An 18,924-nucleotide genomic window follows, 5' to 3' on the forward strand; every position below is an offset into this window, starting at 1 on the left:
CTCGGACGGACCCGCCGCGCAGTCGCGGCGGGATTCACACACGAGGCGGATACCGGGGCAGGCGCGGCACATGCCACACCGCCCCGGCATCACCGAGTCACGAGGACAGCGCGCGGTTGTCGACCAGCTTCTTGAACTCGGAGCCCTGTTCGATCAGGCCCCACTTGAGCAGCCAGCGATAGGTCTGGTCGAACTGTTCGGGCGCATACGGCTGCGGGTCCGCGAAGCGCAGGCGCCAAGGACTGATATCCGACTCGTCCAGCGTGCCCAGATCCTCCGGAATCTCCTCGGTGAAGTAGTGCAGGTACGGCGTGACATCGGAATTGATATCGGCGACGGCCCGCCGTACGCCACGATCGATCGCGGCGTAGACCTCGGGATCGACCTTCTCGTCGGCGATCTCGGCTCCGGTGTAGAACGCCTCGGCGATCAGTCGGTACCCCTGCTTCAGCGCGAGGCTGATGTAGGGCTCCATCAGCGCGACGGCTTCCACGGTGCCGTCGCGCAGCGCCTTGAATCGGTCCGCCGGACCGCCCACATGCACGACTTTCAGTTCGTCGGGCTCGACGAATCCCTCGAGTGTCTGGATGGCGAGGTAATGGGAGCCGTGGTGGAAGTTCACGGCGACCTGCTTGTTGCGCAGGCTCTGCGGGTGGAAGACGTCGGAGTCGGGGCGCACGAAGATCGCCTGGCTGGCGATCGCCGCCCGCTGGGTCACGATCTGACCGCCGCGCCCGGAATCCTGTGCCCGCCGGACCTGTCCCCATTCGCAGGCGCGGTACAGCGAGACCTCGCCGTCCTCGAAACCCCGCGAGATCCCGCCGAACGAGCTCACCAGATGATGGTCTTCGATCGGCTTGACGCTGACGTTGTAGGCGCCGGGCGCGACGAGCTCCAGATCAACGCCCTCGTCGAGGAAGTAGCCCTTCTCGAGGCCGACCAGATATGGGAGCGTGAAGATCGCTCCGGTCCGGACACTGGTGATCTTCGGCAGCGGCGCCTTCGAATCGTTGGTAGTCATCGAATCGTTCCTTTCGTGGGGTGTTGTCGACCTCGGATACGGTCGATTTCGGGGTCGCCGGGAACCAGCGATTCGCAGCGATGAGCGCGAGGACCGCCGCTACTGCCGTGGCGGCGTAGGCAATTCGCATTCCGGAGGTGAAGTCGTGCGCCGAAACGGTTTCGGGCCGGGCGAGAACCCCCGCGATGGAGACGGTCACCGCGCCGAGCGCGGCCGTACCCAGGTTCATGCCGACCTGCCGGGAGGTGCTGGTGATCGCGCTCGCCGAGCCGGCCCGTTCCGGTGGCAGTGCGGCCACGGCCGACGATGTCGCGGGCGGATTGGCCATGCCCATCCCGATCCCGAGCAGAGCGAAGGCCACCAGCACCCAGCCGATCGACGAGGTCGTCGACGCCGCGAGCGCGAGCGACGCCATGGCGGCGACGAAGAAGAGGTAAGCGAGGAGAATGGGTTTTCGTGGGCCGTGCCGCCCGAGCAGCCGGCCGGAGACCTGCGCGGCGACGAGTGTTCCGGCCGTGAGGGGTAACGCCATCAGCCCCGCCTCCCACGGGGCGTACCCGCGCACTTGCTGGAGATAGAGCGTATTGACGAAGTTCATTCCGGTGAGGCAGAAGTAGGAGAAACCCGCTGTCAGCACAGCGCCGCGCAGTTGCGGCCGGCGGAACACCGTCAGGTCGAGAACCGGATCGACGGCCCGTCGCTCCACCCGCACAACGACCGCCATCGATACCGCGGACGCGATCGATCCGAGGACCGTCGATGCCGACATCCAGCCGTCGCGGGCACCACCGGACAGGGCGAAGGTCACGAAGAACAGTGTCGCGGCGATGGATACGTGTCCGGCCGGATCGATTCGGCGCCGCAGCCGTGGAACCGGAGACTCCGGTACCCAGCGCAGGCCGACCACGACCAGCGCCGCGAACGGCAGGCAGATCAGGAAGACACTGCGCCACCCGACGGCCGCGACGAGTACACCGCCGATGACCGGTCCCAGAGCCGTCGACACCCCGGCGGTCGCGCTCCAGGAACCCAGTGCTCTGCTGCGTGCGACGGGATCCTGGAAAACTCCGGTGAGCAGCGAGATCGACGCGGGGGTCATCAGCGACCCTCCGATCCCCTGCAGCACCCGCCAGGTGATCAATTCGACGAAGCCGGACGAGAGGAAGCACATGAGGGATGCCGCGCCGAACAGCACGACACCGATCCGGAAGACCCGCCGCGGACCGTAGCGGTCGGCGAGCGAACCCGCGAGAAACAGCGTGCTGCCCCGGGCCAGGGCATTGGCCACGACAACCCACTGCAACCCCGCCACATCGAGCCCGAGATCCGCCTGGAGCGCGGGAAGCGCGACCACGAGCGCCGAGGTGTCGAGCGAGGAGAGGAACAGGCTCGCGCAGCACGCCAGCAACGCGGTGCGTGGATGCCGCACGGCGTGCGGGGCCTGCGGCTTACTCAACTCAGGCTTTCGTAGACCGGCCGCTCCGCGGTGCGCGACAGCAGGCCGATATCCAGGGCGACCCGGATCTGCTTGTCCATGTTCGCGAATACGCTCGGATCCCAGGCGGATGGATAGATATCGCGCAGCCGCTGGGGCAACAGGTCGATGGCGGCTTCCTCTTCGGCCGGTATACCGAATGCCTCGTAGTTCGCGGCCAGCAGTGCGGGATCGTTGGTGATGAGCGCGTTGGCTTCCGAACGCAGTGCGACGAATCTCGCCGCGGTGTCGCGGTTGCCTTCCAGCCAGGAGCGATTGAACGCCGCGCCGTTGAGGAACAACGGGTTCGAGTCGCCCGTGCCCTTCTGCCACAGCTCCGAAACCGTCGCGACCTGACGGTTGCCCTGCGCGACCAGGCGGGTGGCGTTGGGTTCGATGGCGATGATCGCGTCGAGGTCGCCGCGCTCGTAGAGCGCCAGGTTGGCGATCGGCTGCCCGGGGAAGATCTGGAACTCGCGTTCGAAGTCGATTCCGTTGACCGCCAGGGCCAGTGCGGCCGCCTTGTAGGTGTCGGAGCTCGCCGGTTGGACACCGATGCGCTTACCCCGCAGATCCTCGACCGAGTTGATATCGCTGTCGGCGGGAACGAGCCATCGTCCGTGATTCCAGAGCTGGGGCCCCACGATCACCACATCGTGACCGGCGATATTGGCTTCGGTGGCTCCCAGCGGTCCGAAGGCGAAAGTGTCGAGCAGGCCGGTCAGGAGATTCTCCTGACCGGTGCCGACCCCGCCGCCACCGTCACGGAGCAGGTCCAGCCCGTGCTTCGCCTCGAGCCCGAACTGTTCGGTGATCGGATCTATCACCGACCCCGCGGTTCCGGGCTGTACGGCACCGACCTTGATCGGTCGCAGCGGGTTGCCGTTCGCATCGACGGCGGCGGGTGCGGCCTCACCACATGCGACGAGGAGCGCGCCCAGGCCGAGTCCGCCGAACAGCGCGGCACCGGCCCGGAGCGCCTGCCGGCGTGAGACGGCCGGTCCCAGCGCGGATTCGCGAGTGAAAATGTTGCCACGTGGTGCGGACACGGGGTCTCCGTTTCTGGATCAGTTCTGTCTCAGGCGATATGGGCGATGATGTCGCGATGCAGGTCGAACAGGGTGGCGTCCTCGGTGGACCGCGGCCGCGCGAGGGTGACGCGGATGTCCTGCACGATCCGCGCCGGGCGGTCGGCGAGCACGACGACCCGGTCGGACAGGAAGGCCGCTTCGAGGGCGTTGTGGGTGACCAGCAATCCGGTGACCGAACGTTCGACGAGCAAGGTCTGCAACAGCAGCCGGAGTTTGCGGCCGGTGAGTTCGTCGAGCGCGCTGAACGGTTCGTCGAACAGGACGATGTCCGGGTCGACGGCGAACGCCCTCGCCACTGCCGCCCGCTGGCGCTGCCCGCCGGACAGCACCGAGGGGTAGGCGTCGGCGTATTCGCTCAGGCCGACCGCCTCGATGAGTTCCGGGACCGCGGCCACGCTCTGTCCGGCCGATTTCGCGGCGATCTCGATGTTCTCGGCGACACTTATCCAGTCCAGGAGCCGTGGTTGCTGGAAGACCATTCCCGTCCGGCCCGGCGTCGCGTTCGTGCCCACCCGGATCACGCCGGCGTCCGCCGTCTCGAGGCCGGCCACCAGATGCAGCAGAGTCGTCTTGCCGGTGCCCGAAGCGCCCACCAGGGATACGAGCTCACCCGGAGCCACCTCGAGCGAGAAGTCCTCGAAGACCGTCTGGACGGTGCCGTCCTTCTTGCTCACGAAGGATTTGGAGATATTACGAAGTTCGATTCCGGCGCTCATACCGCGGACTCCTTACGCCAGCGAGAAACTCGCCGTTCCAGTGTCTGGAGGACGCCGTACTCGATCGCCGTCATGACCAGCGCGAAGGCGATCGTCCAGGCGAGCACGCCCGCCACATTGTGGTTGGAGAACTCCAGGTTGAGTTGATATCCGACGCCACTGGCCAATCCGAAGATCTCGACCAGCACGATCACCTTCCACGCCATGGCGATGCCCAGTCGCGCGCCGGTGAACAGCGCGGGAGCCAGGGCGGGCAGCCAGATACGGCGTAGGCGGGTCCACGCACTGAAGCGGTACACATGGGCCATCTCGTGCAACTGTGGATCGACCCCGCGAACGCCCTGGGTGATGTTGACGATCAGTGCGGGGGCGGCGGCGAGTGCCACGGCCAGGATCGGGTTGACAACGCTGATCCCGAACCAGATGACACACAGGAGTGCCTTCACCAGACCCGGCGTCACCAGCCCCAGCAGCACCGCGGGTTCGAAGAACCGCTGCACATATTTGTTGCGCCCCATCGCGATTCCGAGCACCACCGCGACAACGAAGGCCACCGCGAACCCCAGGAGTACCCGTGTCAGCGTCACCTGGAGATTCGTCCACAGCAAACCGCTGTCCGACAGCACCACCAGCTCGTCGGCGATCGCGCCGAGCGACGGCACCAGCGGACTGTCCATCCGGGCGGCCATGACATTCCACCCCACCGCCAGCAGGATGATCAGCGCCAGCGGCGGAGCAACCACTCCGGCGAGAGAGGTGGCGCGTGAGACCGGGGTCGGTCGGCGGATCGGAGGTGTTCGGCCCGCCCGTTCGGCCGCGGGCTCGGCACTCAGCACGGTCATGAGAATCCGTTCGATCGGCCGGCGTCGCGGGTGCGTCGCCGGCGGAGCAGGGTGTGAATTGTCTGCGGGCCGATCGCGGCCCCGCAGATGTCAGGCAGTGGGATCGGTACGGTGCGCAGGTGCGGGTGTCGGACACCCGCGCGGGGTCGTTACGACGGATGCGGCCCCGTCGCCGACACCAGGAGTTCCAGTCCGTCGCCGAGGGCGATGATCGTGGCCATCTGCTCGGGTGAGAGTGTCGAGATCCGGTCCAGGATGATCTCGGTGAGCTGTCGGCGGCTGCGCAGGAACAGCTCGCGGCCCGACTCGCTCACTTCGATCAAGTTGACCCGGCCATCCGCATCCGAAGTGCGGCGGACGACCTCCCCGGACTCCTCGAGCTTGCGAACCGTTCGCGATACGCTGGCCGGGTCCACACCCTCGTGTGCCGCGAGTTCGGACATCGACAGCGGCCCGAATTTGACGATCGCCGCGAGGGTGCTGCGCGCGGATTGGTTGATACCCGCACGATCCATCGTCCGGAACTGCCGGGCCGCTTGAATGAGTGCGACCTGCACTCGCTCCACCGCTGCCACGTACTCCGCGCTGGTGGTCGACGAGTCGGGCAGGGTCATCGGCATGTCCTTCGTGCAGAGGGGTCCCGGGTGGGGAGACCTGACACATTGTCGTCATCGTGCAGGTTCCCTTCGTTCGCAGGTGACCGGTCAACCGTGTGGAACCGACGACAAAAGGTTAACAACGATCAAGTAAATCCCGGCATGGACCGCGGGTGGCCGACACACTCAGTTTCCGGCGATCACGGTTCCAGAATTCACATTTCCCCAGCTCGAGGGCGTGATCTCCGAACGCGCCGCCTCCCCTCCGGACTTTCGGATCGCAGCGATCCGAATATTCGGCCCCGCTACGGGCCGGGTCTTTTTGATCTATCCGCCGGTCGTGGCCGAGAATCGGCTCATGGATGTTCCTGCCCTGCTCAGCAGGTCAGTCGACATGGTCCCGGCAGACGCAGCAAGCGATACCGGCCCGACGAAGGCAGACGTCGACGAATATCTCCGCGACGAGCGGGAGATCGCGCTCGGTATCCTCCAGGACTTCGACGGCATCGGGTGGCAATCCGGTCGCGCGCAGGGTTTCCATTCCTTCGGACTCCCTCATGCGCGACCTTCGAGCCGGTCGTCCATCTGCTCATCGGCATCGAGCTGCTCGAATCCCTGGGTTGGGAGCTCGTCGGTGTGGTCGAACGGAATATCGAGCACGTCTACTACACAATGGCGTTCATAGGCCGGGTCCGCCGGAGGCCGGGTCGGATATGCGGCCGGCCAGGCCCCGAGAACGAGAGGGTGGCCGATTCACCGCGTCCCCGCGCCGCAGTCCCGGTCGGAACCGGCTCAGCGTCGTACAGGTCCGTCGATCAGTTCGGACGGAGCCTCCCCCGACGCGAGTGCGGCGACCGCGGCCAGCTCTTCGCCGACCGACTCGTGGATCTCCTCGCTGTCCGCCTTTCCCTTCCGGCGTCCGTCCGTGAAGAGTGAGAAGATCGCACCGAGCACACAGCAGATGAGCGCGAAGGTGAAGGCGGCGCTGAGACCGTCGGCGAACGGGTCGCTGATCAAATGGGGGAAGAACTCCAGCCCGGTCAGGTGATCGATACTGGACTGCGACAGCCCGTGCAGCGCGTCGCCACCGACCTGCTGGATGGGGTTGTAGCCCAGGAACGCCGCGAACAGGATGCCGACTGTCGGCAGCTGGGCGATCCCCTGAGCTGATTCTCCGGTCATGCCGCCCGCGGTCAGACCGTCGAACATCGCGGCCGGGAGATGCGCGCTCAGTCCGGCGATCATCAGCGAGAAGAACAGCCCGATCGACAGCACCATCGACGCGTTCTGGAAGGTCGTCATCATGCCGGCGCCCGAGCCGCGGGAGGTGATCGGCAGTGAGTTCATCACCAGGGCGCGGTTCGGTGAGGAGAACAGACCCATGCCGATGCCGTTGATCAGCAGGATCAGCGCGAATGCCCAGTAGCCGAAGTCGACCGGTATGGCTGTCAGCGCGCCGAAGGTCCCCGCGGTGATGAGCATTCCGGTGGTCGTGAAACCCTTGGCGCCGAACCGATCCGACAGCGCGCCGGAGAGCGGGGCGCTGAGCAGGAAGCCGACTGTCATGGGCAGCATGTAGATCCCGGCCCACAGCGGGGTGCGGGAGTAGTCGAAGCCGTGCTGCGGCAACCAGATGCCCTGCAGCCAGATGATCAGGACGAACTGCAGGCCACCGCGGCCTATCGATCCCATCAGATTGGCCGCGTTACCGAACGCGAACGAACGGTTCTCGAACAAGGACAACTCGAAGAGCGGGCTCTCGACTTTCGTTTCGATGTACACGAATACGCCGAGCACGACGAGACCACCGATGATCGCCGTCAACACCCAGGGGTTCGACCATCCCATATCGGAGCTGCCATAGGGCTGGATGCCGTAGGTGATGCCGACCAGGATCGCGACGAGACCCACAGCGAACGTCACATTGCCCCACCAGTCCATCTTCGCCCTCGTGCGGACGCCGGTGTCGCGCAGTTTCAGGTAGGCCCACACGGTACCGACGACACCGAACGGAACTGATACGAGGAAGATGTAGTGCCACTGGATCGGCGCCAGCACACCGCCGACGAGCAGGCCCAGAAACGAGCCGGCGATAGCGGCGACACCGTTGATACCCATGGCGAGTCCGCGCTGGCCGGCGGGAAACGCGTCGGTGAGAATGGCGGAGCTGTTGGCCATGAGGAAGGCGCCGCCGATGCCCTGGACGATCCGCCAGGCGATCAGCCAGATCGCCGCGGCGGGGCCGTCGAACCAGGTGATCGCCAGGAAGACCGACGAGATGGTGAAGATGGCGAAGCCCAGGTTGTACATACGAGCTCGGCCGAACATATCACCGAGACGGCCGAAGCTGACCACGAGCACAGCGGTGACGACCAGGAACCCCATCATCATCCAGAGCAGATAGCTGGTGTTCCCGGATTCCAGGGGATTGAGACCGATGCCCTTGAAGATATCGGGCAGCGCGATCAACACGATGGAGGAGTTGATCGTGGCGATCAGCATGCCGAGAGTGGTGTTGGAGAGCGCGATCCATTTGTAGTGCGGTCCGAGGTCTGCCGATCCCGCGGTGGATGCTCGTACGGTGGGCGTGGTCATGGGCAGTTCCTCTGAGCGGTGGTCCAAGGGATGGCTGAAACGCGACGCATCGTCGGCGTGTGTCCGGAAGCGTTAGGTCATCCCGAGCGCCTCGGCCAGAATCGTGACTCCGCGGCCGACCGTCACGCGATCGTCCGCGTCGAGGCCGTCGAGGGCCTCCGCGAGCAATTGCGCTCTCTTGGTCCGGGCGTCGGCGATCAATTCGATCCCGGCCGCTGTCGGGTTCAGCAGGCGGGCGCGGCCGTCGCCGGGGTCGGGGGTGCGTTCGATGTACCCCCGGTCCACGAGGACGGCCACGATACGAGACATCGTCGGTGCGGAGACGGATTCTCGTTCGGCCAGGGTGGACATCCGGATCGGGGCGTGGTTGATGATCGTCCACAGCGCCGACGCGACACCCGCGCTGAGATTTCGGCCCTGATCGCGGGTGCGCAGTGTGCGGTTGATTCGGGTGAGCAGGTGATACAGGGTCGCGACGTCGGCGGGGGTGCCGAGCTCGTCAGCGACGGATATCAACTCCATCGCGCCCATCCTTCGTCTGTTCGATTACCAGAGATGAGAATGTTTATGCCGGTAGATTAGTTGCTTCTGCTAAGCAAGTAAACCGTACCCGGCGTCGATGCGTGGGCTGCGGATGGTGTCGGCGGCCCACCGATACGGTGGGCGTCGTGGATCGGAGCCGAGGCCTCACACTGATCGGTGATGAAACCGCCCGAGCTTCCCGACCTACCTATCCGTAGCGTTCTCGATCATCTCGTCGAGACGTTGGCCGAACGCAGGACTGCCGTGCTGGTCGCGCCGCCGGGGACCGGTAAGACAACCCTGGCACCCTTGGCGCTGGCGGCGTCTGTCGCAGGGCGGGTGGTCGTCGCCGAGCCCCGGCGGTTGGCGGCCCGGGCCGCAGCCGGGCGGATGGCTGCGCTGCTGGGCGAGCAGGTGGGCGAAACCGTCGGTTACTCGGTCCGGGGGGATCGACGGGTGGGCCGCGGGACTCGGATCGAGGTCGTCACATCGGGGTTGCTGGTACGACGGTTACAGGACGATCCCGAGTCGGCAGGGGTCGATGTGATCATGCTCGACGAGTGTCACGAGCGGCATCTCGACGCGGATCTGCTGTTGGCGTTGCTGCTGGACGCCCGAGCCGGATTGAGGCCGGACCTGCAGGTGCTCGCGACATCGGCAACTGTCGCAGCCGAACGGCTTTCGGCCCTACTCGGCGGGGATCACGCGGCGCCGGTGGTGCGGGCCCAGGGTCGGACCTATCCCGTGGAGACCACCTACGTCCCGTCGTTGCCACGGGAGCGGATCGAAGCGCAGGTCGCGCGCGCCACCCGAACCGCGCTCGCCGAAACCGAAGGCGATGTACTGGTCTTCCTCCCCGGCGCAGCCGAAATCCGGCGGACGACAGTACTTCTGGCCGATCCGGACGACGTGGATATCGTTCCGTTGCACGGCAGACTCTCCGCGGCGGGGCAGGACACCGCGTTACGGCCCGGGACTCGGCGGCGAGTGGTGTTGTCCACGGCGGTGGCGGAGTCCAGTCTGACGGTGCCGGGGGTGCGGGCAGTGGTGGATTCGGGTCTCGCCCGAGTCCCACGTATCGATCGGGCGCGAGGACTCTCCGGTCTTGCCACAGTTCGAGTGTCGGCGGCGGTGGCCGAGCAGCGGGCCGGGCGAGCCGGGCGTGAAGCCCCGGGACGGGTATGGCGGTGCTGGCCCGAATACGAGCACGGCACGCTGCCCGCCTATCCGGAACCGGAGATCCGGACAGCGGACCTGACGCGGTTGGCGCTGGAACTGGCGTGTTGGGGTACCGCCGATGGGCACGGCCTCACCTGGTGGGATGCCCCACCGCCCGGCGGATTGGCCGCCGGGCGGGAGGTACTGCGCGCGTTGGGAGCTGTCGACGGAGACGGTGCGGTGACCGACCGCGGGCGGGGAATCGCCCGGATCGGGCTCCATCCGCGGCTGGCGCGCGCGTTGCTCGACGGGGCCGCAGTGGTGGGCGCGCGGGCGGCTGCGGAAGTGGTCACCGTCCTCGATGACGACACCCATATATCCGGTGTCGATCTCACCGCAGGCCTGCGTGCGCTGCGGCGCGAGCGGCCGGCGCGCTGGCGACGGGAGGTCGAGCGACTGGCCCGATCGGTCGAGGGGCCCGACGGGGTCGACGATCCGGCTTTCGTTGTCGCGCTCGCTCATCCGGAGCGTCTGGCTCGCCGGCGCGGCCCGGGTTCGGCGAGTTATCTCATGGTCGGTGGCACTGCGGTGACGCTGCCGCCCGGCTCCGGAACAGGTGATCCGGAGTGGCTGGCGATCGGCGTCGCGACCCGCGACCCGGGTCGTGCCGAAGGGTACATACGGTTGGCCGCGGTCGCCGATGAAGAGCTGGCCCGCCGTGCCGCGTCGAACCTGCTGATCACCGTCGACGAGATCGATTGGATCGACGGCGATGTGGTCGCCCGGCGGGTCGAACGACTGGGTGCGATCACACTGTCGGAGAAACCGATTCCCGACCCCGATCGCCGATCGGTCGGCGCAGCGGTGCGGCGCGGGCTGAACTCGACCGGTCTCGGCCTACTGCGCTGGAACGCCGAGGCGATCGCCTTCCGGCAACGTCTCGACTTCCTGTACCGCGCTCTCGGCGCCCCCTGGCCGCGGGTCGACGACGAGTCACTCCTCGCCACCGCCGACACCTGGCTCGGCCCCGAACTCGCCGCCGCCCGGCGCCGCGCCGACCTCGAACGCGTCGACGCCGGACAGGCACTGCGCCGCCTGCTGCCCTGGCCGGATGCCGCCCGCTTGGACGAACTGGCGCCCGAACGCGCGGAGGTCCCCTCCGGCAGCCGGCCCCGCCTCGACTACTCGACCGACCCGCCGGTGCTCGCGATCAAGGTGCAGGAGGTCTTCGGTTGGACAGACACACCACGCCTGGCAGGCGGTCGCGTCCCGATCGTGCTGCACCTGCTCTCACCCGCCCGACGCCCGATAGCAGTCACCGCGGACCTCACATCCTTCTGGCGGACCGGCTGGCCGCGAGTCCGCGCCGACCTGCGCGGCCGCTACCCCAAACATGCCTGGCCGGAAGACCCCACCACCGTGCCCGCCCACCGAGGCACTGCCCGCAACGCCGACCGTGACCGGCCAGGACCATCACGCTGACCCCGCGTCTCGACTGATGATATCCCGCAGGAACGTGCCGTCTCCGGCACATGACGAGCCGGAGACCCCGGCGATCGGCCCAGACCTGATCTCTCGCGTCCGGGCCCGAGCCTGCCGACCGGCCGAAGGCATCGGGATAATTGCGCAGTAGTTGCCGTTGCGCGCAGACTCGATGCCGGGCAACGATCCGGCTCGGCCCGTACCGGGAGGTCAGAGGTGATGATGAATCGCACGCTCGCGCTCGTCACAGCCGTCTCGCTCGCCGTGGTGGGCTGCGGTGACGACACCGGCACCCGGGCCGACGAGACACGATCGCAGGCGGCTCCCGCTCCACCGCCGGAATTCTGGTCGGCACCCGCCGACACCCCGCAACAGCAAGCGGACGTCGCCCAGGCGACCCGGGAGATCGACGTCTGCGCTCTGCTCCCCCGCGAAACCCTCGGTGACCTCGACCTGGGCGATATCCGGAGCGTTACGGTCGGTCTGGACTCGTGCCGAGCAGTCCTCGGCGACGCGGGCGCGGGTGAAGTCGGCACTCTGACCTGGCATACAACCCTGCTCCCCACACTCACCCCGAGCCGCGGTATCAGCAAGCAACTGGGCGATGTGAGCGTCCTGCTGGTTCCCGGACGCGACAACGATCCGCGCGCCTGCGGTGCCACCGCCCGTTTCCCGGTGGGCGCCGCGTTCTACCTCAGCATCGCCGTTCCGGACCGTGATTCGTGTGCGGTCGCCGATAGTTTGCTGCCCGGTATGATCGAGCGATGGCGGCAGTCCCCGGCCCAGGGCACCTCACCCGATACCGTCGACACGGTGCTGCTCGGTGCCGACCCGTGCGCGGTGCGCGCGAAACTGGCCGACACCACCGATACCGATCAGCGACGGCTGACCCAATGCCTGTTCGGGTACCGGAACGAAACAGTCACGGTGGGCTATGAGTACCGCGTCCCCGACCAGTTGCGGGCCCGCGGCACCGAAGAGAAGATCGGTGACCGGACCGTATTCCGCTCGACATCGCTGTACGACAGCAGCATCCCGATCTACTCCGCCGTCGTCGGGCCCGAATTACCTTCCGGCAGTACAGCTTTCGTACCGCGCATACCGGTCGTCGAGGTCACCTCGGCCACCGACGACGTCGCTCGGCAGGTGATGTCGGAGGTGCTGACCCTCTTCCCCCGGTAAGAGCCCCCGCGGCCCGTCCACTGTGACCGGTTACCGTGATCCACGGTCACTCAGATCAGTTCGGCGAGCTGGTCGCGATCAGCGGCATCCAGTTTGATGCAGGCACGGTAGATATGGCCTTCGACCGTGCGGACCGAGACGCAGAGACGCTCGGCGATCGCGCGGTTGGACAGCCCTCGGCCGATCAGGGCCGCGATCTCGCGTTCACGCTCGGTGATGGGCAGGGGGCGGGCGGCAGCGGTGATGGCAGGAGTGCCCGCGCCGTCACACTGGGCGGCCAGGGCCATGGTGCGGGCGGCGGCGCCGGCGCTGGGCCGGCGTTGTCCGGCGTGGTCGTAGATCGGAACCGTCTGCGCCGCGGCGTCGGCGGCGGCGAGGAGCAGGCCCGCGGACTCGAACTCCCGGCTGACCGCGGCGAGCCCGCAGGGGTCCGAATTCGCGAGGGCGGCGGCATGGCGGGCGTAGATCGCCGCCGCCGGGCCCTGCACGCGGCCGGCGACGACCGCGAGCCGGGCAGCGAGGGTGCGATCACCGAATCGAGTCGCGTGATGTAATGCTTCGGCTTCCAGAGCGAACTGGCCCGTGCGGTGCGCCGTATCGGCGGCTTTGCGAGCCAGCTCCACCGCCGAGTGCGGGTTGTGTGCGGCGGCGGCGAGCCAGGCCCGGGCGATCATGCGCTGCGGTTCGTGCAGGGCCATATAGGGGCCGCTGTGTTCTTCCGCGTCGGCGAGGACCCGTTCGGCGTGTTCGACCTCGCCCAATACGGCGTAGGCACGGGCCAGCAGCAGCCGCGCGGGCAGTTTCCACGGCAGCGAGGTTTCGGCGTCGAGTGCTGCCAGCGCCTGCTCGAAGGCGGTGATCGCCGCGCGGAACCGGCCCCGGTAGGTGGCCACGACACCGACCGCGATGCGAGCGATCGCCCAGCCGACGAACTGTCCGGCCGAGGAGAACTCCCGGAATTCGGTCGCGCGCCGTTCGGCGAGGTCGAAGTCGCCGAGGGTGGTCAGGGCGAGCACCTCGCCATAGCCGACCATCACCCGGATGATGCCGTCGGTGGATTTTCGCTGGGCCCGGCTGCGGGCCGCGATCGGCGCGAAATCGGCGCCGCGCCCGGCGACCGGCATCGCCAGGCCGAGAGCGAAGGCGGCGAAATCGATGGCCTGGCGGGGTGAGTTCGGATCGGCGAGGACCCGTTCGGCGGCCTGAATGCCCGCGGCGATGTGGTTCTCGTGCACCGCCATCGCCGCCGCCGCGGCGTCGACCGTCAGGCGCAGGGCGGGATACTCGACCCGTGTGCGGAGTACCTCGACCAGCTCGCGGGCGTGTTCGACATCGCCCAGCGACCAGAATTGCAGGCTGGCCCGCACCACACCCCACTGGACGAGTTGCAGCGGATCGAGGCAGTCGGGGTCGAAGCGGGCCAGGATCCCGTCGGCTTGCTGCGGTCTGCCCTGCCACAGCAGCGCCCGGGAGAGCAGCTCGGCCGCGCGCAACCCACCGCCGCGCTCCCACGCCGCCCGCGCGAGTTGTTCGCCCAACGGCAGGTTGGACAGGGACACGGCGTCCTTGGCGGCATCGACCAGCAACGCGATATCGATCGGCCGATCGCTGTCGACGCACAGCTGGGCCAGCCGGATCCGGTGCGCCGGGGTGCTCGTATCCCGGTTCCGCAGCGTCTCGACGAGGCGTCCGCGGCGGGCGCGGGCGGCGGCGGTGCCGACTCGGCGGCGTATCACCTCGCCGAGCAGTGAATGGCTGAACCGGACATCGACGGCACCGTTGTGCCGGGCGACCCGGATCAGCCCGGTGGCCTCGGCGGCGTCCACGGCGTCCGCGCCGACCAGCTCGCTGAGGACGTCGATATCGAGTGGCTCGTAGACGGCCAGCATCTCGAGCACATCCAGCACCGGCCCACCCGCCCTGGTCAACCGCTCGTCGAGCAGATCGACCAGTCCGGCGGGCACCGCGGTGGGGCCACGCAGTTGCCAGACGCCGTTGACGTCGGTCAGGGTGCTCGCCTCGACGGCGCCTTCGACCAGATTGCGTAAGAACAGCGGGTTGCCACCCGACGATTCCCACATCACGTCGGCACTGAGCCCTTCCAGCGCACCGCCCAGGACGGTCTCGACGAGCTGGGTGCACTGCTTTTTGGTGAAGGGCGCGAGCTCGATGCGTTCGAGGTAGCCGTCCTTCCACAGCGAGGTGACCGCGTCGGGTACGGGTTCCCCGGCGCGGACGGTGGTCACGATATGGGCGCCGCGGTCGACGGCGATCTGGTGCACCAGCGTCGCGGAGAGTTTGTCGAGCAGATGCGCATCGTCGACGCCGATCACAGTGCCGGGCCGGGCGAGCAGATTCTCCCGCGCGGAGTGCAGGAGCGCCAGCGGATCGCGCGACGCGGAGGCGGCGATCCAGGGCGCGAACACGCCCAGCGGAATGGCCTGTGACGACGCGGTGCAGGCCGCCCAGCGCACCGGATCGGACAGCACCGAGGTAACGAGGCGAGCCAAAGTGGTTTTGCCGACCCCTGCGGCACCGACCAACACCACACCGCCGGTATGGCCGTTCGTCAAAGCCCCACGGACGGCTTCGTATTCGGCGGGGCGCTCGAGCAGCTGCCAGAGTGCGCCCATGCATGAAAATTGTAGTTCTCGTCCGGCGCCGTCACAACGAGTCGGTCCCGGCGCCCGGTAGGTGCCGAACCGGGCCACCGGGATGGGCCCCGCGAACCGGATGCGCGGGTGGCGCGGTGGTCACGGTGGCAGATCGGTGGCATCGCGCGGCTCGAGCCGGGGCGCGTTGTCGACGTCGTGGCGGTTGCCTGCTGATCGTGCGCGGGTTGGGTTGCAGGATCGGCGCCGACCCCGGCGCGGACCGGACCGGATCGCATTCAGTCTCCGGGACGATGCCGGGCCCGTCACGAGTAGTCGACTACTCCACGACTCGGACGTCCCCGAGCCGCCGGCGGGACCGGGGTGCCATCGGTGGAAGTCGCGCCGTGACTCGGGTACTCGACCTGATCGCGTAGCGCACTACGCGCGCGCCATGGCAGGTCCATGGGCGAGGCTGACTACCAGGGGCGCTCGCGCACCGCGGAACGCTCTGTGACAACGACGGAAAGGCCTCCGGTGAGCACGCCGATCCATATCAAGGTGAACCTCGACAGGGATGTCGCGGGCGCACTGAGCCGGCTCGGATGCACCCGTGCCACGGCGACCGGCCGCGATATCTGGTTCGCCGAGCCGCGCTCCGCCGGTGTCACAGGAGCGCCCACCTTGCTGTCGAGTGGCATCGTGATCCGGCTGCGCAGCGGCGCCGCCCACGACCTGACCGTCGAACTGCGACCGTGTCAGCGCCCCCAACTGGTGGGGCGCTGGGTCGCGCCCTTCACCGATTCCGCGGTGCAGTACCGCATCGAGAGCGATTGGTGCGGCGGGCGGCGGATGCTGTCGGCCTCGGTGATCGGCCGGCGACCTTCCGGTTCCCTCCGCGATGCTGTGGCCCGCGGTGTCGATATCACCGCCGCCCTGGACCCCGCCCAGCGGCAGTTCCTGGTGAGTTGCACTCCTCCTGGCGTGGCGGTCGAGCGGTTACGGGCGCTGGGCCCGGTCGCCTCGGCGCAGTGGACGGGGGTGCTCGTGGCAGATGTGTACGCCGATGTCGAACGCTGGACCGTCGCCGGCCTCGACCTGCTCGAATTGTCGCTGAGGGTCACTCCTACGGACGGTGAACCACCCGCGGATCTGCACATGCGCGCATTCGACGCACAGCGAGGGCTGGAGAATGCCCTGCGTGCGCTCGACCTGACGTTCGCGAGCGGCAAGACCAAGACCGAGCAGGTGATCACCGCGCTCGCGGCCGCACGTTCGGAGTTCGGTGAATAGGCCGTACGCCGCGACTATCCCGGTTTGCCGGGCGGCTCGCCGGATGCGTCGTCGGAGCCCGGACCCGGCGTACTCAGCGCCTTGCCGGATGCGCCGTCGGCGCCCAGGTCGTCCATGAATGATGCTGTGGTGGTGCGGTTTCCGGATTTCTTCGGGATCCCGGCGAACTCCCGGCCGGCCAACGCGCGTGTGGTCAGTTCGTGACCGAGCGCCCAGTATGTCCGACCTCACGGGCGGCCGTCCGATGGTGGCGGCCACCGCGGCATGGCATCCCGGCCTGCTGCGCCGCCTCGGCGACCAGACTCTCGTAGAGGACCGATCCCGTATCGACGCCCTCGTGCGTATCCATGCTCGCGACGAGCTGGTCACCGTAGAAGGGGAAGTACACATCGGCGGGGTCGATCGTGCTCAGACCGGCGAGGGTGAGCCCCTTGTTCAGGCCGGCCGTCCAGGTGCGGCGCAGCTCCTCGGGAATGCGCTCCTGTTGCCCGCGGCCGTGCAGGAACAACACGCTGCGGTGACCACCGAAGGCGGTCGGCCCGCCCCGCGGACCGCGCCTGTGACTCTCGGTGGCCGGAACACGCGGCGGCACCGGTGTCCTCACGCGGGCATCGGTGGTGCCGGTGCCGGTACCGGTGGATACCGACCGGGAAGATACCGCCGGTATTGCGCCATCGGTCGCCCACGCCCGACCAGTCCGGGTAGATCGTGTGCGCGGCGTTCACATCGCCCGCCGAGAGCGCGGTGCGCTGTCCCATGGTCACACCGGGTGGGACGGTGGCGCGCGGAACAATGGTCGCCTGCCCGTTGGCGCTGAAAGCCGTTGCGGGGTAGTTCGACGGTGATCCGAGCCGTGGTCCGCGGGCACTCGGGCGGCAGCACGACCGAACCTCCTTGATTTATGCGACACTCTGTCGTAATCTTTACGACAGGGTGTCGCATAAACGTATGGAGCTGCGGGAAACCACCCGACCGCCGCACAACGAACGCTCCGATGTCGCCACAGTGAATGGAGATGGATTCATGAATGCGCCGACCGATCGCGCCGATCTCATCGAACTGCTGAGCCGCTATGCCGACATAGCGGACCTGAAGGAGTTCACCGAGCTGCCCGGCCTCGTTTTCACCGACCCGCTCACACTCGACTTCGAGTCCGTCGCCGACATTCCACCGATGACCACACCGCTCGACGATTACCTCGAGATCATCCGCGCCTCTTTTGCGCCCTTTACGGCAACTCACCACGCCATCACCGGCCATGTCATCGGCATCGACGGCGACAGAGCGACGATCCACGCGCACGTCCGTGCCGAACACTGGCTTTCGGAGGAGTTCACCGGCGGTGGGCCCAATCGCTGGTTGGTGGTCGGCTTCTACGACAACGAGGCGGTCCGCACAGCGGACGGCTGGCGCCTGGACCGCGTAAAGCTCACCGCGACCTACCAGGAGAACGCCCATCTGTCCGGCGCTGCCCTGGCCGCCGGGCAGGCACGCTAGCGGCGAAGGCCACAGCCGCCACACGACTCTCGCGAGGTAGCCCGCGAGGAGAAGACCATCGCTCCGCCGTGCGGCGGACCCGCGCCGAGCGGCAGGCGGAACCGGGGCGAAGCGCACGTCCGCGTGCGGGATGGGAGGCGGACCCGCGGCAGGAATGACGCCGCGGTGGAGGGAGGATGATCGGATGCCGCGGATCCGGGGAGCCAGTATCGAGGAGCACCACGAGATGGTGTGGGCCGACCTCGCCGAGGCGATGCGGCAACTGCTGCTCGAACGTGACTACGACACGATCAACATGGGCCACATCGCGGCCCGGGCCGGGCTCGCGCGCAACACGCTGTACAACTACGCCCGCGACAAGAGCGCGCTGGTTCTGGCGCTGACCCAGCGGGCGAGCCGGCCCGCGGTCGAGCGTGTAGCCGCGATCGCCGCACGCTCCGCGGACCCGGCCGCGGAGCGGATGCGGGAGATCATCGAGGCGGTCCTGGAAGCATCCACGGACCAGGCCATGCAGCTGATGTTCCGGCCGGGGTCCGGCCCGCTGGTCGACGAGTTGCCGAAGGGGCCCGGCAGCCCGTTCCACACGATCGTGGTCGAGGTGGAGAACGTCGTCCGCGACGGTATCGAGCGCGGAGAGTTCCGTGACGTCGGTGATGTGCACCTCGCGGTGGAGCTACTGTCCGGTGCCATGCGCGCGGGCGCCGAACGCGTCGGCCGGGACCCGGCCGCCTTCGCTGCCACGGTCCACGCGGCGCGGGACATCATCCTCACGTTTCTGGCCCGCCACCCGGATCAGCACCCGTCGAGGCCCGCGAGAGGGACCTGAGGCGCTTCGGCTATCGGCCGTGGCCTCGTTCGGTAGCC

General features: G+C 67.8%; 16 protein-coding genes. 5 read left to right on the plus strand and 11 right to left on the minus strand.

What is annotated here, in order from left to right:
* Nucleotides 1–899: 899 nt before the first annotated feature.
* The 8 genes from IEY68_RS36285 to IEY68_RS17350 form a co-directional block, all read right to left on the minus strand.
* The gene (locus IEY68_RS36285; protein ID WP_199804972.1) at nucleotides 900–2,477 is read right to left on the minus strand and encodes an MFS transporter; all 1,578 of its coding nucleotides are present in this window, start codon (nucleotides 2,475–2,477) and stop codon (nucleotides 900–902) included.
* Entirely contained in the window at nucleotides 2,474–3,544 is a 1,071-nt protein-coding gene (locus IEY68_RS17320) for an ABC transporter substrate-binding protein (RefSeq protein WP_058856053.1), read from the minus strand. Before IEY68_RS17320 ends, IEY68_RS36285 begins: the two co-directional genes overlap by 4 nt.
* 29 nt (nucleotides 3,545–3,573) lie before the next feature.
* A complete protein-coding gene (locus IEY68_RS17325; RefSeq protein WP_058856054.1) occupies nucleotides 3,574–4,302 on the minus strand; it encodes an ABC transporter ATP-binding protein in 729 nt (242 codons plus the stop codon).
* Nucleotides 4,299–5,144 (minus strand): ABC transporter permease, encoded by an 846-nt coding sequence (locus tag IEY68_RS17330; RefSeq protein WP_199804973.1) that lies wholly within the window; start codon nucleotides 5,142–5,144, stop codon nucleotides 4,299–4,301. Before IEY68_RS17330 ends, IEY68_RS17325 begins: the two co-directional genes overlap by 4 nt.
* Before the next feature lie 149 nt (nucleotides 5,145–5,293).
* Nucleotides 5,294–5,758: a MarR family winged helix-turn-helix transcriptional regulator gene (locus tag IEY68_RS17335; protein WP_189094346.1), complete on the minus strand. Its 465-nt coding sequence runs from the start codon at nucleotides 5,756–5,758 to the stop codon at nucleotides 5,294–5,296.
* A 367-nt stretch (nucleotides 5,759–6,125) separates the two neighbouring features.
* Nucleotides 6,126–6,299: a hypothetical protein gene (locus tag IEY68_RS17340; protein WP_156426310.1), complete on the minus strand. Its 174-nt coding sequence runs from the start codon at nucleotides 6,297–6,299 to the stop codon at nucleotides 6,126–6,128.
* A 233-nt stretch (nucleotides 6,300–6,532) separates the two neighbouring features.
* Nucleotides 6,533–8,335: an MFS transporter gene (locus tag IEY68_RS17345; RefSeq protein ID WP_058856056.1), complete on the minus strand. Its 1,803-nt coding sequence runs from the start codon at nucleotides 8,333–8,335 to the stop codon at nucleotides 6,533–6,535.
* A 72-nt stretch (nucleotides 8,336–8,407) separates the two neighbouring features.
* Nucleotides 8,408–8,857 (minus strand): MarR family winged helix-turn-helix transcriptional regulator, encoded by a 450-nt coding sequence (locus IEY68_RS17350; RefSeq protein ID WP_058856092.1) that lies wholly within the window; start codon nucleotides 8,855–8,857, stop codon nucleotides 8,408–8,410.
* A gap of 180 nt (nucleotides 8,858–9,037) precedes the next feature.
* Between IEY68_RS17350 and hrpB the strand changes: the two genes are divergently transcribed.
* Both hrpB and IEY68_RS17360 read left to right on the plus strand, forming a co-directional pair.
* A complete protein-coding gene (hrpB, locus tag IEY68_RS17355) occupies nucleotides 9,038–11,497 on the plus strand; it encodes an ATP-dependent helicase HrpB (RefSeq protein ID WP_058856057.1) in 2,460 nt (819 codons plus the stop codon).
* Between the two features lie 219 nt (nucleotides 11,498–11,716).
* Entirely contained in the window at nucleotides 11,717–12,679 is a 963-nt protein-coding gene (locus IEY68_RS17360; protein ID WP_229718839.1) for a peptidase, read from the plus strand.
* Nucleotides 12,680–12,729: 50 nt separating this feature from the next.
* On the opposite strand, the gene IEY68_RS17365 is transcribed toward IEY68_RS17360, so the two are convergent.
* Complete coding sequence (locus IEY68_RS17365) at nucleotides 12,730–15,312, minus strand: helix-turn-helix transcriptional regulator (RefSeq protein WP_062999815.1); 2,583 nt, start codon at nucleotides 15,310–15,312, stop codon at nucleotides 12,730–12,732.
* 495 nt (nucleotides 15,313–15,807) lie between these two features.
* On the opposite strand from IEY68_RS17365, the gene IEY68_RS17370 reads away from it, so the two are divergent.
* Nucleotides 15,808–16,563, plus strand: a complete 756-nt coding sequence (locus IEY68_RS17370; protein ID WP_062999817.1) for a hypothetical protein — start codon at nucleotides 15,808–15,810, stop codon at nucleotides 16,561–16,563.
* A gap of 14 nt (nucleotides 16,564–16,577) precedes the next feature.
* On the opposite strand, the gene IEY68_RS17375 is transcribed toward IEY68_RS17370, so the two are convergent.
* Both IEY68_RS17375 and IEY68_RS17380 read right to left on the minus strand, forming a co-directional pair.
* Nucleotides 16,578–16,745 (minus strand): hypothetical protein, encoded by a 168-nt coding sequence (locus tag IEY68_RS17375; RefSeq protein WP_189094347.1) that lies wholly within the window; start codon nucleotides 16,743–16,745, stop codon nucleotides 16,578–16,580.
* 11 nt (nucleotides 16,746–16,756) lie between these two features.
* Entirely contained in the window at nucleotides 16,757–17,155 is a 399-nt protein-coding gene (locus IEY68_RS17380; protein WP_062999819.1) for a hypothetical protein, read from the minus strand.
* A 302-nt stretch (nucleotides 17,156–17,457) separates the two neighbouring features.
* Between IEY68_RS17380 and IEY68_RS17385 the strand changes: the two genes are divergently transcribed.
* A complete protein-coding gene (locus IEY68_RS17385) occupies nucleotides 17,458–18,060 on the plus strand; it encodes a nuclear transport factor 2 family protein (RefSeq protein WP_229718840.1) in 603 nt (200 codons plus the stop codon).
* 184 nt (nucleotides 18,061–18,244) lie between these two features.
* Nucleotides 18,245–18,886 (plus strand): TetR/AcrR family transcriptional regulator, encoded by a 642-nt coding sequence (locus IEY68_RS17390; RefSeq protein ID WP_062999821.1) that lies wholly within the window; start codon nucleotides 18,245–18,247, stop codon nucleotides 18,884–18,886.
* Nucleotides 18,887–18,924: the final 38 nt, after the last annotated feature.

The organism is Nocardia jinanensis (genome assembly GCF_014645735.1).
GTDB lineage: Bacteria > Actinomycetota > Actinomycetes > Mycobacteriales > Mycobacteriaceae > Nocardia > Nocardia jinanensis.

Coding starts and splice junctions, on each gene's coding strand:
- IEY68_RS17325 (WP_058856054.1), bottom strand. CDS start 4,302: ATGAGCGCCGGAATCGAACTTCGTAATATCTCCAAATCCTTCGTGAGC.
- IEY68_RS17330 (WP_199804973.1), bottom strand. CDS start 5,144: ATGACCGTGCTGAGTGCCGAGCCCGCGGCCGAACGGGCGGGCCGAACA.
- IEY68_RS17335 (WP_189094346.1), bottom strand. CDS start 5,758: ATGACCCTGCCCGACTCGTCGACCACCAGCGCGGAGTACGTGGCAGCG.
- IEY68_RS17340 (WP_156426310.1), bottom strand. CDS start 6,299: ATGAGGGAGTCCGAAGGAATGGAAACCCTGCGCGCGACCGGATTGCCA.
- IEY68_RS17345 (WP_058856056.1), bottom strand. CDS start 8,335: ATGACCACGCCCACCGTACGAGCATCCACCGCGGGATCGGCAGACCTC.
- IEY68_RS17350 (WP_058856092.1), bottom strand. CDS start 8,857: ATGGAGTTGATATCCGTCGCTGACGAGCTCGGCACCCCCGCCGACGTC.
- hrpB (WP_058856057.1), top strand. CDS start 9,038: ATGAAACCGCCCGAGCTTCCCGACCTACCTATCCGTAGCGTTCTCGAT.
- IEY68_RS17360 (WP_229718839.1), top strand. CDS start 11,717: ATGATGAATCGCACGCTCGCGCTCGTCACAGCCGTCTCGCTCGCCGTG.
- IEY68_RS17365 (WP_062999815.1), bottom strand. CDS start 15,312: ATGGGCGCACTCTGGCAGCTGCTCGAGCGCCCCGCCGAATACGAAGCC.
- IEY68_RS17390 (WP_062999821.1), top strand. CDS start 18,245: ATGCCGCGGATCCGGGGAGCCAGTATCGAGGAGCACCACGAGATGGTG.